The following is a 14632-nucleotide window of genomic DNA, read 5'->3' on the forward strand; positions in this document are numbered from 1 at the left end:
TATCAAGGTCTTAGATAGGCGGGATTTAATATCTATGTAAAAAACATAAATAATCTCTTGACTCAATAACTCCAGATAGGGTTTTAAAGGTTATTCTAACAGTCAAATTTGTCCTAAGTGACGCCACATAAAGGCTGCCTCAGTACTCTTAAAACATAGCGGTTAACTTATCCCTAAAGTTATCCACCGTTTTTGTGGATAACTGTTGATAACGTTCTTGCTAAGTTGCGCAAACCCTTTGTTTACAGGGACTAACCGCTGTTCATTAAATCGGCATTATTGGGTAATTAGTTTTAAAAAATGCTAAAAACAGTGGAATCTAAGGTGCGATATTTTTTACTTATGCTACCGGTTGGTTAAATAAAAAACGGTCTAAAGCGACGTATTATAAATAGTGCATGACTAAGTATAAATAATCTCACTTTTAGACCGTTTTAAGCGCTTGGCTAGATCTCGCTAACGACTAGCCAAAATCCTTGTTTACTGGTGCCAACAAACGTTTGATTAAGCTATTCACTACCGCGGCTAATGTGATGAACGTTAGCACCGGTAGCGCTATCCACAACATCGGGTGAAGTGAAGGTTGTAACTCAAAACCAAAGTTCATCACTCCTGCCACGCTGAGCTCAGAACCAAGGGCTGCAATTGAGCCTGCGACTAACGCCATTAAACCGTACTCACACCAAATAGTATTGAGAATTCGCTTCTTACTCGCGCCTAATGTTCGATACAAGCGTATCTCTTGTTGTCTTTGAGATAAGCTCAATCGCAATAGAGTGAAGATAAGCAACAGCCCCGCCACCACACCTAACGCCGCAAGTACGGTAATCGACCAAACAATCTGCTTAAGCAACTCTTGGATCTTGCTACCCATCTTACGAATATCCATCAAACTCACGGTTGGATGATTTCGAGAGAGTTCGTTGAGCATCTGATTGTGTTGTTCTTCTAATCTGAAGCTCACTAGCCAAGTAGAAGGGATTGAACTCAAGACATCTGGAGTAAAAATGAAGTAGAAGTTCGGCTTCATTTCTCGCCACTCGACTTTGCGGACGCTATTCACCTTGGCAGAAACATTCTGGCTGTTGATTGTGAATGACAGCTCATCGCCAATCTTTAGATCCAGTTGCTCCGCGACATCCGATTCCACAGATACGCCATGCTCTTGCGTCCAGTTACCTTCTAACAATTCATTGTACTCGGGTAAGCTATCTCCCCAAGTGAAGTTGATCTCTCGACTTAGTGCGTCTGTTTCGCCTGAGGTATCGCTGTATTCCGACGCTTCAACACCGTTTATCGTCGTCAGTCGTCCTCGGATAATTGGAAACGCTTGAGTACGCTCTACTTCGTTTGCATCAATCGTCTCGAGATAACTGTCTTTCTCATAGCTTGCAATGTTAAGTGCAAACGCATTTGGTGCGTTCTCGGGTAAGGTTTGCTGCCAATCTGACAGTAAATCACTTCTTACCAACCAGATGATAGACAGCAACATCAGTGAAAGCGCTAAAGAGCCAAATTGAATCCCTGTTGCTAATGGTGTGCGATTAATTCGGCTCAATGCCAAGCGCATAGACGTCGACGTCGGCAGCTTGCCGACCAAACGCAGAACAAGCGTACTCACAATCGCAAGCACTAAGAACAGGCAAGCGATACCCGCTAGAACGATCCATACCAACAGGTTATCGCCGTACATCAGCATCATTGGAATAATAGGCACCAGCAACAACAGGTATTTCTTGTAGCTTTCATTGGACTGGTGACTTGATTGGATAACGCTGATTGCCGAGGTGTTGACCAAGCCAATTAACGGGATACCAAGAGCAGGAACACCAATTAGGATGCTTGATAAAATCGCCAAGATTGTAGGTTCAATACCATAGCTAGGAAGTGGCGTTGGTAATAAGTCGCCCAGAGGTATACGAAGCAAAAACTCCAAGCCGATACCGATGGTTATTCCCAGTACTGCACCGATAACCACTAACAAAGATACCTGTACAGACAACCATTTAACGATCCACTGCTTGCTTGCACCTAAACTCTTAAGCATCGCGATGGTTTTACGACGACTCGCAACATAATGTTGGCAAGTGAGTACCAAAGTGGTCGCAGCCATGATCACTACGATAGCTACCGTTAGTGATAAGTATTGAGTGGTGCTTTCGAACATGTCGTTGGTACGACTGGCTGAGTCTTGTGTACGCCAGCGGTCACTTGGTGTCAGTTCGATACTGTCTTGTGCGGCTTTGAGTTTCGATTCATCACCATTTAAAAACAATCTAAAGCTAACGCGACTGCCCGGTTGAATCGCTCCCGTGGCATCGATATCACTTGTATGAATCAGCACAGCTGGCATTTGTTGGAATGGGTTAAAGCTTAAGCCTGGTTCTTGAGTGATTCGTCCAGTTATCGCTAAATCGGCATCACCAATAGTGACATTGTCACCAATTTCAACCTCTAACTGTGCAAATATACGCTCGTCTAGCCAAAGTTCACCCGGCTCAACATGGTTACTTGATGCTTTATCAGCGCCCTCTAAGATCATTTCACCGCGTAATGGGTAATTACTTTCAACTGCTTTTACCGTCACTAACTGCATTGAGTTATCACTGAATGCCATGGTTGAAAAACGAGTCAACTGAGATCTTTCTAATTGTTCAACTTGAGTGAGGTCTAACAAGGATTGCGGAATTGGGTTTGCTGAGATAAACACGCTATCAGCAGTAAGCGCATCTTTGCCCTGTTTAACAATTACCTGCTCCATACGTTCGGCCAACGCCGACAATGCAAATACACAAGCAATAATAAGCGTTAAAGCGATTGAAACTGGCCACAACTGGCCGTGTCGAATCTCTTCGATACTCCATGAAAACAGGCGTTTATTCAGTCCGTTTGATGAATTCAATTTAGACTTCCTCTATCTGACCGACATGCATCTTGAGTGTTCTTTGGCAACGTTGTGCAAGCTTAGGATCGTGTGTCACCAAAACTAACGTTGTGCCGTGGGATGAGTTCAATTCAAACAACAACTCAACAATTTTGGCTGCCGTTTGTTGGTCTAGGTTGCCTGTGGGTTCATCGGCAAAAAGAATTTTTGGCTTAATCATAAATGCGCGCGCCAACGCGACCCTTTGTTGTTCACCACCAGATAGCTGCGACGGTAAGTGATCAAGCCTGTCTTTCAAGCCTACTGATTCAAGCAGAGCAGTCGCGCGTTCGATGTCTTCGTCTTCTCCCTTTAACAAACAAGGTAACGTGACATTTTGTAGCGCTGAAAGACTTGGAATTAACAAGAAGCTTTGAAATACAAACCCTACCGATTCACTGCGGATCTTCGCTCTTGCCTCGTCATCAAGCTGTGAAAGTGGCTGTCCTAATAAACTGATTTCGCCTTTCGTTGGTACATCAAGACCAGCAAGCAGCGTCATTAAGGTCGATTTACCCGCGCCAGACGTGCCGACAATCGCGACAGTTTCGCCTTCATGAATATCGATATCGACGTGCTCTAGGATTGTTAAATGTTCTTGATTAGTAGACACTGTCTTCGAAACAGCTTCTGCTTTAATGATGGATGTATGCATGACTCGACTAATTTCCTTTTTATTCTTTATTTTATTTTCAACCGCTTCTTTGGCTCAAGATACCCGATTAGATTCTAAGGTACTGGTCCTTGGTGATAGCCTGAGTGCTGGTTACAACATGGACATCAAACAGAGTTGGCCAAGCCTGTTACCAGACGCGTTAGCAAAGCATGACAAAACGGTAACCGTGGTTAACGGGAGTATTTCTGGTGATACAACGGGCAATGGTTTAGCCCGCCTACCACAATTGCTTGAAGAACATGCTCCAGACACCGTTCTTATCGAACTTGGTGCGAATGATGGACTTCGTGGTTTCCCACCTAAGCTGATGTCTGCAAATCTTGAGCAGATCATTGAGCAGATAAAAGCTGCGGGCGCCAAACCTATAATGATGCAGATTAAAATCCCACCAAATTACGGAAAGCGTTACAACCAGCAGTTTGAATACGTTTTTGCAGCGCTTGCTGATCAACAAAACGTGCCACTTTTGCCGTTTTTCCTAGAGCATATCATCCTCAAACCTGAGTGGATGATGAACGATGGACTGCATCCAAAACCAGAAGCTCAACCTTGGATTGCTGAATTCGTCGCCGAAGAATTATATCAGTATCTTTAAGTTTTAATGGTCTAGCTCAATAAATTTTACACAGCTTTACGTTAGCCTGAGTGCATATCACCGTTAACTGTAAGGTTATTTATGCTGATCGAACCTGTTATCAAGGGTGTGGTAGCCAAAAGCGCTCACCCTCTTGGCTGTCAAGAAGCCGTAAAGCAACAAATCAAGTTTGTTAAGAGTGCGCCGCAAATCAAAGATGGCCCTAAACGAGTACTGATTATCGGCGCTTCCTCAGGCTTTGGCCTTGCCGCTCGTATTGCCCTTACCTTTGGCGGCGCAAAAGCTGACACTATCGGCGTCTCATTCGAGCGCGGTCCAAACGAAAAATCCCTAGGTAGTGCTGGTTGGTACAACAACATCTACTTCAAAAAAGAAGCCGAACGAGAGCAACGCACTGCTATCAACATCGTTGGTGACGCATTTTCGCAAGAAACACGCTCACAAGTTGTCGAAGCCATTGAAACCTACTTCGAAGGTGAAGTGGATCTGATTATCTATAGCTTAGCTGCAGGCGTTCGTCCTAAACCAGATTCCGATGAGTTTTGGCGCTCTGCCATCAAACCTATTGGTGAAAGCGTAACTGGCGCAACCATTTCTCTGGAACACGACAACTGGGTCACCAACACGCTTGAAGCCGCGACGGAAGAAGAAGCCGAAAGCACACTCAAAGTGATGGGAGGCGAAGATTGGGAACAATGGATAGATGAGCTCATCAACGCAGAATCTATTGCTCCGGGTTGTAAGACAATCGCGTTTTCTTATGTGGGTCCAGAAGTCACACATCCTATCTATTTAGACGGTACATTGGGACGCGCTAAGATCGACCTTCACCAAACCAGCCACGCTCTTAATCTAGAGTTAGCTAACTTTGATGGCAACGCTTTCGCGGCGGTATGTAAAGCCCTAGTCACTAAAGCGAGCGTTTTCATCCCTGGATTAAGCCCTTACTTACTTGCTTTGTATAAGGTGATGAAAGAGAAAGAGACCCACGAAGGTTGTATCCAACAAATGCAGCGTCTGTTTGGCAGTAAACTTTATGGTCAATCCAAAGTACCACTTGATGGTGAGCGATTGATCCGTATGGATGATTGGGAATTAGACCCAGAAACCCAAGCGCACGTAACTGAACTGCTAGAAAAGATGGACGAAAATAACTTCCAAACCTTAGGGGATTACCAAGGGTTTAAAGAAGAATTTCTACAATTAAATGGGTTTGCTCAACCATCGGTAGATTATAGCCAGAAACTTAATACAGAAGATTTTATAAAGTTAAAGCCTTAATCTAAAATTATCTCATTACTGAGACCCGGATTCACATTTGAAAACCTCTGCATAATTGCGGAGGTTTTTTCGTGCAACATTTCTTATACTTAGTTAACGTAAGATTCACAGTTTTCTTTGGTTCATCATAATTAACACAGGATGTGTTGATGCATTTAGCATAATTGACTCGGAGTCATATGAAGAAAATAAAAACTCTCGATTTAGATATCCCAGACGATATGGAGCACGGTTGGCAGAATATTGTCGACCTCTTAGCTCAAATTACTCAAGTGCCCGCAGCACTAATCATGCGTGTTCACGCCAATTACATTGAAGTTTTTTCAACCAGTCGTAGCGAGAACAACCCGTACAACAAAGGTGATTCTGAAACGCTGGGGAATGGGCTGTACTGCGAAACAGTGATGGAAACTCAACGACAGCTTCTTGTGCCTAACGCGCTTGCCGATCCTAAGTGGGACAACAACCCAGACATCAAACTCGGCTTAGTCTCCTATTGTGGTATTCCATTACTTTGGCCTAACGGTGAACTGTTTGGCACCATTTGTATCTTGGACTCGAAAGAGAATCACTACACCCCTACTTATATCAAACTGTTAGAGAGCTTTCGGACTTCGATTGAATCTCAGCTTAAAACCCTATTCCAACACGCCAAGCTTACCCAAATGAATCGCGACCTAAAAAACCGCGTTTACAATCGCACTAAAGATCTCGCGAGCCTTAATTACTCGTTGAATCAAGAAATTGATAAACGAAAAGCGGCTGAACAGAAGATTAACTTCCAAAAGAATCACGACCTCGGCACCGGCTTTTTAAACCGAAACGCATTTGAATCTCGCTTAAACCACAAGCTACTGTCACAGAGAAGGCTGACAGACAGCTCATTTGCAGTCGTTCATATTGGTTTTACCAACGGTAGACGCATACAAGCACGCTACGGCTATAACGCGTTAGACCAAGTGCTTGTTGAATACCGAAAACGCATCGACTGTATTTCTGATATCGATGTATTAACTGCACGCCCTACTTCGGTTGACCTCGTATTGGCGTTTAGTGTTAAAGATTTACACCATCGCCTTGAAGAACTTTGCCAGACGCTCGTTAAAGTTGGTCATTCAGAATTCGACATCGAAAGTGACAAAGTGCATTTGCACGCGTTTATTGGGATTGCAATTACGAACGACGAAGATGACGCGGAAAGCATTCTGCAGAAATCTTCTGAAGCGATGTTAGCCTGCAAAGATTCAGGACAAAAGTTCGCTTACTACTCTCAATCCCATACCGAAGAACAAACTCACATTAATAAGATCGAAGGCTATTTGCTTCAAGCCGTTCGTAATGATGACCTTATGCTCTACTTTCAACCCAAAGTTAGCCCGTTGACGCATCGCTGGGTCGGTGCTGAAGCTTTGCTTCGTTGGCGACATCCTGTTTTGGGTGATATCTCTAACGAAACCCTGATCCACATGGCTGAACAAAACGGTTTGATTTTCGAAGTGGGCAGCTTTGTTTTACGCAATGCGATTGAAAAAGCCAAAGAGTGGTCCGAATACGTTGAAGATTTCAAGATGGCTGTGAATGTGTCTGCAATTCAACTCAAGAACGTACACTTTGCGGAACAAGTGGTTCACCTACTCGAAACCTATCATTTAGAGCCTCGTTTCTTAGAACTTGAAGTTACGGAGAGTGGACTGATAGCAGATGAAGTGGTTGCCAAGAATACCTTGGGATCTTTGCACGATATTGGCGTTACATTGTCACTAGATGACTTCGGTACGGGCTACGCCTCCTTCAGTTATCTGAAGAAGTTCCCATTCGACACCATTAAGATTGATAAGAGCTTTATCGACCAAATGCTCAACTCACACGAAGACTCGGAAATTGTTCGTTCTATTGTCCAAATTGCCAAAAAGCTCGACTTAAAAGTGACGATTGAAGGCATAGAAACGGAGGTTCAGGAGCAATTTATTATTAACGAAGGCTGCGATGTGGGCCAAGGTTACCTTTACGGAAGACCAATGCCGAGCCAAGAATTCGAACACAGCTTAATCAATCAAAACTATTTGGGGACAACTCGTTACGCTTAAAGCGAAAAAGAGCAGTTAGTTTTGGATTTAGGCCTACTTTCTCTTTACTCTAAAGGTGGTGATTTTTATAATCGCCGCCTTTCTGTTTTTATCTTTCCCCTTATATAGGCATTCCTCGTTATGGATCAGTTGACTGCAAAGCTTAAAAAGCTCGAAAAACAAAACTACCGTGCATATCAACAAATTAAAGGTCAATACGACTTTGCTGATTTTGAATTACACATCGACCACATCCAAGGTGACCCATACGCGTCAGCTTCTCGTTTTCGTGCAACGCGCGCGTGGTCTTTGACCGGGTTAGATTGGCTGAAAGAAAAATCTTACGAATACCAAGTAGCCGCTCGTGACTTTATCGCACGTAGCTTCTCTGAGTTCGCGAAACAAGAGTCGACCGTTTCTATCGCGCTGACGGGTCAAACCGTATTAGACAACACAGCTGTTGTATTCACAGACCACGGCATCGAAATTCGTTTCCGTATTAATTTACCAGCTGATGGTCGTAGCATTCTTGCTAAGAAAGCGAACAACATCATCACTTTCTACTTACCGAAGTTTATTCGTCGCGCGACGCTTGAGCGTGAGTTAAACATCGATGCAATGATCAAACATTGTGAAACGATTGAAGACCAAGAAGCGCTGCGTGCTCAATTGGATGAAAACAACCTAGCCGCTTTCGTTGCAAACGGCAGTGTGTTACCTCGTATCGCGGGTAACTGCGACCTTCCAATGAAAGACGCGGTACCTTTCGCGGCTCCAGAATCATTGAGTGTTACGTTAAATACTCCAAACCAAGGTGACGTGACCGGCCTAGGCATTCCAAAAGGCATTACGCTGATCGTTGGTGGTGGTTTCCATGGTAAATCGACACTGTTGAACGCCGTTGAACGTTCTATCTACAACCATATTCCTGGTGACGGTCGCGAAGGCATTGTAACTGCGATTGATACGATGAAGATCCGCGCTGAAGATGGTCGATGTGTGCACAGCTTGAACCTGTCAAACTACATCAACCATTTACCAATGCAGAAAGACACATCTGACTTCAGCACACAAGATGCGTCAGGTTCTACGTCTCAAGCGGCTTGGTTACAAGAATCGATTGAAGCCGGCGTTCAAACTCTACTTATCGATGAAGATACGTCAGCGACTAACTTCATGATTCGTGACGAGCGTATGCAAGCGCTAGTGTCAAAAGGCGATGAGCCAATCACACCACTTGTCGACCGCATTGGTCAGCTTCGTGAAGAGATGGATATCTCTACCATTGTTGTAATGGGTGGCTCTGGTGATTACCTAGATGTCGCGAACACTGTGATTCAAATGCACGACTACCAAGCGGTAGATGTGACTGAAAAAGCAAAAGACGTGATTGCTCAGCACCCTACTCAGCGTACTAACGAATGTGAAACTGCTTTAGAAACGTTTGTACCGCGTTCATTGAACCGTGCTTCACTGATGAACATTCTGACTGACGGTAAATTCCGTGTTAATGCTAAAGGCAAAGAGTCACTGCGTTTTGGTAAAGAGTTTGTAGACCTTTCTGCGCTTGAGCAATTAGAATCACCGTCTGAAGTGAATGCGATCGGTTGGGCTTGGTTCCAATTCGCACAAACTCCAGGTTGGTCAAACAACCCTGCTAAAGAGTTTAACGCTATTTTAGAAAACGAATGGCACGCTAACATGCCTAACTACGGTGACCTAGCGAAACCAAGAACGTTAGATGTGATGGCTGCTCTGAACCGTATGCGTAAATCTCAGTTCAAGCCTTCGAACTGATTTCGTTAAATATCGGATTTATTGTGCTTCTAGGTTTTTGAAGTTTTAATCTTCTAATTTACTAAAGCTTCTAAGCCACTAAATAAGCAAATTAACCTTCTACGGCTCTCATTCTGAGGGCCGTAAATTTATCTAACCTCTTTTGACCTAACCTCTAGTGTCGTCAAAACTCTTGAACTTTATAAATTCATAAAACCAATCTTTACATCAATTACTTATCATCTTTTGTAATGAGAAAATTAAAGGCACTGTTTACCGCCATCTAATGCTGTCGATCCCTCAAAACATGACACAGCTTTTACAAAACCCTAGTGATATTCAGATAAAGTCCCGATTCGACAAGTGTAACCAAATGTAACAGACCCTTGAGGCTTCAATGAATCATAAACGCGTTAAGATGCGTGACCATAAAATCGAAGTGAACCTATTCAAAAACCGCGTAATCGTCGCGTTTTGTGGGATCTTGATGTTCACTCTTGTCTTAGTCGGCAATCTATACCGACTTCAAGTTGAAAATTTTAAAAGCTATCAAACTCGTGCCGATGGCAACAGAATCAAAGTATTACCTATCGCCCCTACTCGTGGACTTATTTACGACCGTAACGGCGTGTTGCTTGCAGAGAACAAGCTTGTCTTTGATCTAACCATGATTCCTGAGCAAACCGATGATGTCGATGCAATGCTCACCAAGCTAGACAAATATGTCCCCCGTGATGCAGAGCAGATCGCTCGTTTCAAAAAACGCTATCACAACACCCGCCGTTTTAAATCTGTGACTATTCTAGAGAACTTAACGGAGGAAGAGATCGCCAAGTTCTCCGTGCACCAGTACCAGTTCCCCGGCTTATCTATCGATACCAGCTTAAAGCGTTTTTACCCGAATGGTGAGGTGCTTACCCATGTTCTTGGTTACGTGGCGCACATCAATGATAGCGATCTCAGAAAGCTTGAAGAACAAGGGATAGAAGCGAATTATCAAGCTACAACAATCATAGGAAAACTGGGTGTTGAACGTTATTACGAAGATATTCTGCACGGCACCAAAGGTTATCAAGAAGTCGAAGTAAACAGCCGTGGGCGAATAGTCCGAACCATTGAGTACGTGCCGCCAGTAGCTGGTAAAGATATCGTGTTAAATATTGACCTTGAGCTGCAAAAATACGTCTTTGAGCAACTTGATCACCGAACTGGAAGCGCGGTTATTCTCGATCCGAAAGACAACAGCGTGTTGGCGATGGCATCAAGCCCGAGTTACGACCCTAACCTATTTGTCGACGGCATTTCGAGTAAGAACTACCAACGTTTATTGAATGATCCGGCTCACCCGTTGGTTAACCGCACCACTCTAGGCGTTTATCCTCCTGCCTCAACCGTTAAACCATTTATGGCTGTGGCAGGACTGCAAGAACATGTCATCTCTGAAGATACCATGCGTAACGACCATGGCGTTTGGAGAATTCCTGGCTCTAAACGAAACTCTAAATCGTGGCGTGACTGGAAACGTTGGGGTCACGGACCTGTCGATGTCACTCAAGCCATTGAAGAGTCGGTAGATTCATTCTTCTATCAAACCGCTTTCGATTTGGGTATTGACCGAATTTCAAGTTGGATGAACCGATTTGGATTTGGTGAACCGACAGGCATTGATATCTATGAAGAAAGTACCGCCAACATGCCGACTCGAGAATGGAAGATGATGCGTTATCGCACCCCTTGGTATCAGGGTGACACAGTTCCGATTGGTATTGGCCAAGGTTATTGGACATCGACACCTATGCAACTTGCTAAAGCAACGTCAGTATTGGTTAATCATGGTAAGGTGATGCCACCTCATATCTTAAGAGCCACCTTAGATCATGGTGAAGATTTCAGTACACAACAACTTGTCGAACCGGAGCCAATGCCCTCAATCACCGAAGTACCGGATAGAATTTGGGATGTGCCAATCAATGCGATGCGACTCGTAAACCACGGCAGCCGAGGTAGCGGCAGGCGCGCATTTAAGGGAACTAGCTACACTAGCGGCGGAAAATCAGGTACGGCACAAGTCTTTGATCTTGCGAAAGATCAGGTCTACAACTCGAAGAAACTCGCTAGACACTTGCTTGACCATGCGCTTTACACGGCTTTCGCACCTTATGAGCACCCTGAATATGTCGCGACGGTGGTCATTGAACACGGTAACGGCGGTTCAAAAGTCGGCGCGCCATATATCCGTAAAGTACTCGATTATGCGTTTGAGCATAAAAGTGGCCAAAACAAAGATAACTCCTAATACCAAGAAAGCCCCACTCTAGATTCATAGTATGGGGCTTTTTATTTTAGAGTTGCATTAGACGTAGACGTAGCTAGAGACTTCGTTAGGTTACGAGCTTCGTAATACATTCCATGCTTCACAGAGCGTCTGAAATTTCGCCGTATTTCCCTCGTCCCGATCTGGATGCCAGCGCAAAGCCAATTGTCGCCAGCGCTTTCTAATTTCATGGTGTGTCGCGTCTAAAGGTAACTCAAACAGGTTCAATGCTCGACTTCGATCCATATCGAGTTCATCACCACCCACATACTTTCTATACCGAGTCCAAAATTCGTTCAACAGCCTTTTGACTTCACCTTCATCCGCTTCATAGTTAACCCAATTAATGTAGTATTCTCGAAGTGGGTCTTGATGATCGATGCTGTGACTGCTTCCGTGATAACGACCATTCATCAATTCGATGTCCATCGCTTGGACTTGGAGCCAACCATCTGGGTGTAAGGTTTCTTGAAGCTGATAAAGCGCATTCATGATAAGGAAGTTCTTTTTAAACAACTCTTTCTCAGGCACAGCATCCAACACTGGCACAAACCCAAGATCGTTCAGATGAGCTGCCAATGTGTGTACTTTCCATCCGCTTGGCTTTTGCTTAAGCACTTCCATTATCGGCCAAAGCAATGGGTTTTCCATATGGCAATGAAAGTTTGCTCTCACATCTTGATAATTCGACATAGTTGACTCAGTTAGCTTCTCTGAATTAATGGATTTCTAGAACTGTGGATACTATAAGTAACCTGTTTCGCATCCGTTGCGTATCTTCTTTAATTGAAAGCGATTTTCTAAGATTTGTCGAGCTTAAGGACAAACAACTTTCTAACGTTTGGCTTAAAGGCACCTTTTATCGTCAAAACTGAGTACCATTTCGTTGAATACAACCGTTAGTAATAAAGCCGCAATTCTTTGGTACGGATACAAAAAAGGTCAGCGACTTAGCTGACCTTTCACATCTATCCCAATTTTAGGGACGAAGCATTGAACTGACTAGATAACGCCAAGCTCTCTTAGACGTTCCATTAGGTATTCGTTTGCTGTGTACTTTTCAGATAGCACTACTTCTGGTTTCGGGTGAAGGAATAGAGGCAAAGAGATACGAGACTTCTCTTGGCGTTCACCTGATGGGTTGATTACACGGTGAGTTGTCGATGGGAAGTAACCACCAGATGCTTCTTGAAGCATGTCACCGATGTTGATGATCATGTTACCGAAGTCACATGGAACATCTAGCCACTCGTCATTTTGAGCTTTAACTTGAAGGCCCGGCTCGCTTGCAGCAGGAAGAACCGTCAGTAAGTTGATGTCTTCGTGTGCCGCAGCGCGGATTGCACCTGGCTCTTCATCACCTTGCATTGGTGGGTAGTGAAGAACACGAAGCAGAGTCTGTTCACTGCCGTTGATCATTTCTGATAACGCTATAGAGAATTTATCTTGTACTTCTTTAGGAGCATGAGCTTCAACCCAACCTAGCAGCTCTTGAGCAAAAGCATTCGCACGTTGGTAGTAATCTAGAATCTGTTCTTTCAGCTGTTCAGGGATTTGGCCCCAAGGGTATACGTGAAAGTACTCTTTGATGTCTTTTACAGTGTGGCCTTTAGCAACTTCAGACACTGAAGGTGGAAAATATCCATCTTGTGTTTCAACATTAAAGTGGAAGTTCTCTTTTTCTTCAGAGATGAAGAATTGGTACCAGTTTTCGTAAATTGACTCAACAAGCTCTTTCGGGATTGGGTGGTTCTTAAGAACACCAAAACCAGTTTCACGTAGAGAGCGAACAAATTGTTCTGCTGCGTCGTCAGCAAGGTAATCGACAGTTTCCAGTTTCATGACTTTCTTTCTTGTTATGTAGTAATAGAGCGATTTTAAGGATCGCTTTGTTGTAAATCAAACTTTTGTGAAACTCTAGCAACCGTTTGTCTAGATACTGGGCGATAACACCACTTTTCAACAAATCTGGTGATTAAGACCCAATTGAACACTGTTCATTATTGTGTAACACTATTAAAAACTTCGACGAGAGATCTTGATATGACAATCACGCCACTTGCTCAAAATCGACCATTGCTGTCATTGACGACGCTGTATCTGACTGTGTTTCTATTTTCAGCGTTCGCTCCCTCTTCAAGAGCGGTATGGATTGCCGAAATTGTCCCAGCGCTTGCGATATTGGTGGGAATCTGGTGGTTATCAACAAAGCTCACCTTCACTAAGACAGCTTACGTTTTAATGTTTATCTGGCTAATTTTGCATACGATAGGCGCGAAATATACCTTCGCAGAAGTGCCATTTGATTGGTTCAACAACATGATAGGTTCTGAGCGTAATAACTTTGATCGTGTCGCGCATTTCTCAATTGGCCTTTATGCTTACCCACTCGCTGAGTACTTGATTCGTAAAAAACTGGCTCAACCGGTGCTGGCATGTTTCTTTGCGCTATTTGCGATCATGAGTGTGGCTGCAGGTTATGAAATTATCGAGTGGTGGTACGCGGAGATTGCAGGTGGTGATGAAGGTATCGCGTTCCTTGGCTCACAAGGTGATATTTGGGATGCACAGAAAGATATGCTGTGTGATACCACAGGCGCAATTGTTTCGCTATTACTTCTTAAGCTTCAAGGGCGTGTCAGAGCTTACTGAGCTCAATTCTTTACTCTGAGTATCAAAAGCAACGTTGAAATGCCACACACAAACTGCGCTGTGGCATTTTTAGTTTCAGCATTGTTTGCTCGTTTTAATGTGACACGTTATTTCATCGTTACCTTGCCACCAACAAACTTGTAGGCTGGCGTACCTCGAACCAAAGTGTCTCGCGCAAATTCAATCCCGCATTCAGGGCACACACATGGTTTTTTCGTGAAATCTTCAACGATACGCTCCTTAAAACATTTCACGAGTGCACCTTTGCCACCTTTCCGATACTTAAAAAGCTGCGTTTTGCATTTGGCACAGAAAATCTGAACCGCCTCGTGGAGTATACAGTAAAAAC

General features: G+C 43.9%; 11 protein-coding genes. 6 read left to right on the forward strand and 5 right to left on the reverse strand.

Going from position 1 to position 14632, the window contains the following annotated elements:
• Positions 1–463: 463 nt before the first annotated feature.
• On the reverse strand, positions 464–2902 hold the full coding sequence (locus AB4493_RS18270; RefSeq protein ID WP_372155563.1) for an ABC transporter permease: 2439 nt from the start codon (positions 2900–2902) through the stop codon (positions 464–466).
• A 1-nt stretch (position 2903) separates the two neighbouring features.
• Positions 2904–3578 carry an ABC transporter ATP-binding protein gene (locus AB4493_RS18275; protein ID WP_372155564.1) on the reverse strand — a complete coding sequence of 225 codons (675 nt, stop codon included), beginning with the start codon at positions 3576–3578 and terminating at the stop codon, positions 2904–2906.
• Here AB4493_RS18275 and AB4493_RS18280 point away from each other — a divergent pair.
• From AB4493_RS18280 to mrdA, 5 genes are all read left to right on the forward strand, one after another.
• Entirely contained in the window at positions 3577–4194 is a 618-nt protein-coding gene (locus AB4493_RS18280) for an arylesterase (protein WP_372155565.1), read from the forward strand. The two genes, AB4493_RS18275 and AB4493_RS18280, sit on opposite strands and share 2 nt — an antisense overlap.
• Positions 4195–4275: 81 nt before the next feature.
• On the forward strand, positions 4276–5475 hold the full coding sequence (gene fabV / locus AB4493_RS18285; RefSeq protein ID WP_372155566.1) for an enoyl-ACP reductase FabV: 1200 nt from the start codon (positions 4276–4278) through the stop codon (positions 5473–5475).
• Positions 5476–5654: 179 nt separating this feature from the next.
• The gene (locus AB4493_RS18290) at positions 5655–7562 is read left to right on the forward strand and encodes a GGDEF and EAL domain-containing protein (RefSeq protein WP_017060077.1); all 1908 of its coding nucleotides are present in this window, start codon (positions 5655–5657) and stop codon (positions 7560–7562) included.
• Positions 7563–7682: 120 nt separating this feature from the next.
• Positions 7683–9338, forward strand: a complete 1656-nt coding sequence (locus tag AB4493_RS18295; RefSeq protein WP_372155567.1) for a P-loop domain-containing protein — start codon at positions 7683–7685, stop codon at positions 9336–9338.
• A 376-nt stretch (positions 9339–9714) separates the two neighbouring features.
• Positions 9715–11613, forward strand: a complete 1899-nt coding sequence (mrdA, locus tag AB4493_RS18300; RefSeq protein ID WP_372155568.1) for a penicillin-binding protein 2 — start codon at positions 9715–9717, stop codon at positions 11611–11613.
• A 90-nt stretch (positions 11614–11703) separates the two neighbouring features.
• On the opposite strand, the gene AB4493_RS18305 is transcribed toward mrdA, so the two are convergent.
• Both AB4493_RS18305 and AB4493_RS18310 read right to left on the reverse strand, forming a co-directional pair.
• Positions 11704–12324 (reverse strand): DNA-J related domain-containing protein, encoded by a 621-nt coding sequence (locus AB4493_RS18305; RefSeq protein WP_372155569.1) that lies wholly within the window; start codon positions 12322–12324, stop codon positions 11704–11706.
• A 309-nt stretch (positions 12325–12633) separates the two neighbouring features.
• Positions 12634–13473 carry an isopenicillin N synthase family oxygenase gene (locus AB4493_RS18310; protein WP_136974601.1) on the reverse strand — a complete coding sequence of 280 codons (840 nt, stop codon included), beginning with the start codon at positions 13471–13473 and terminating at the stop codon, positions 12634–12636.
• Positions 13474–13674: 201 nt separating this feature from the next.
• Here AB4493_RS18310 and AB4493_RS18315 point away from each other — a divergent pair, with 201 nt between their 5' ends.
• Positions 13675–14283 (forward strand): DUF2238 domain-containing protein, encoded by a 609-nt coding sequence (locus AB4493_RS18315; RefSeq protein WP_017067299.1) that lies wholly within the window; start codon positions 13675–13677, stop codon positions 14281–14283.
• A 107-nt stretch (positions 14284–14390) separates the two neighbouring features.
• Here AB4493_RS18315 and AB4493_RS18320 read toward each other — a convergent pair whose 3' ends face one another.
• Positions 14391–14621, reverse strand: coding sequence for a hypothetical protein (locus AB4493_RS18320; RefSeq protein ID WP_372155570.1), 231 nt, complete (start codon positions 14619–14621; stop codon positions 14391–14393).
• Positions 14622–14632: the final 11 nt, after the last annotated feature.

Origin of the sequence: Vibrio sp. 10N.222.55.A1, assembly GCF_041473835.1 — a bacterium.
GTDB classification, from domain to species: domain Bacteria; phylum Pseudomonadota; class Gammaproteobacteria; order Enterobacterales; family Vibrionaceae; genus Vibrio; species Vibrio crassostreae_C.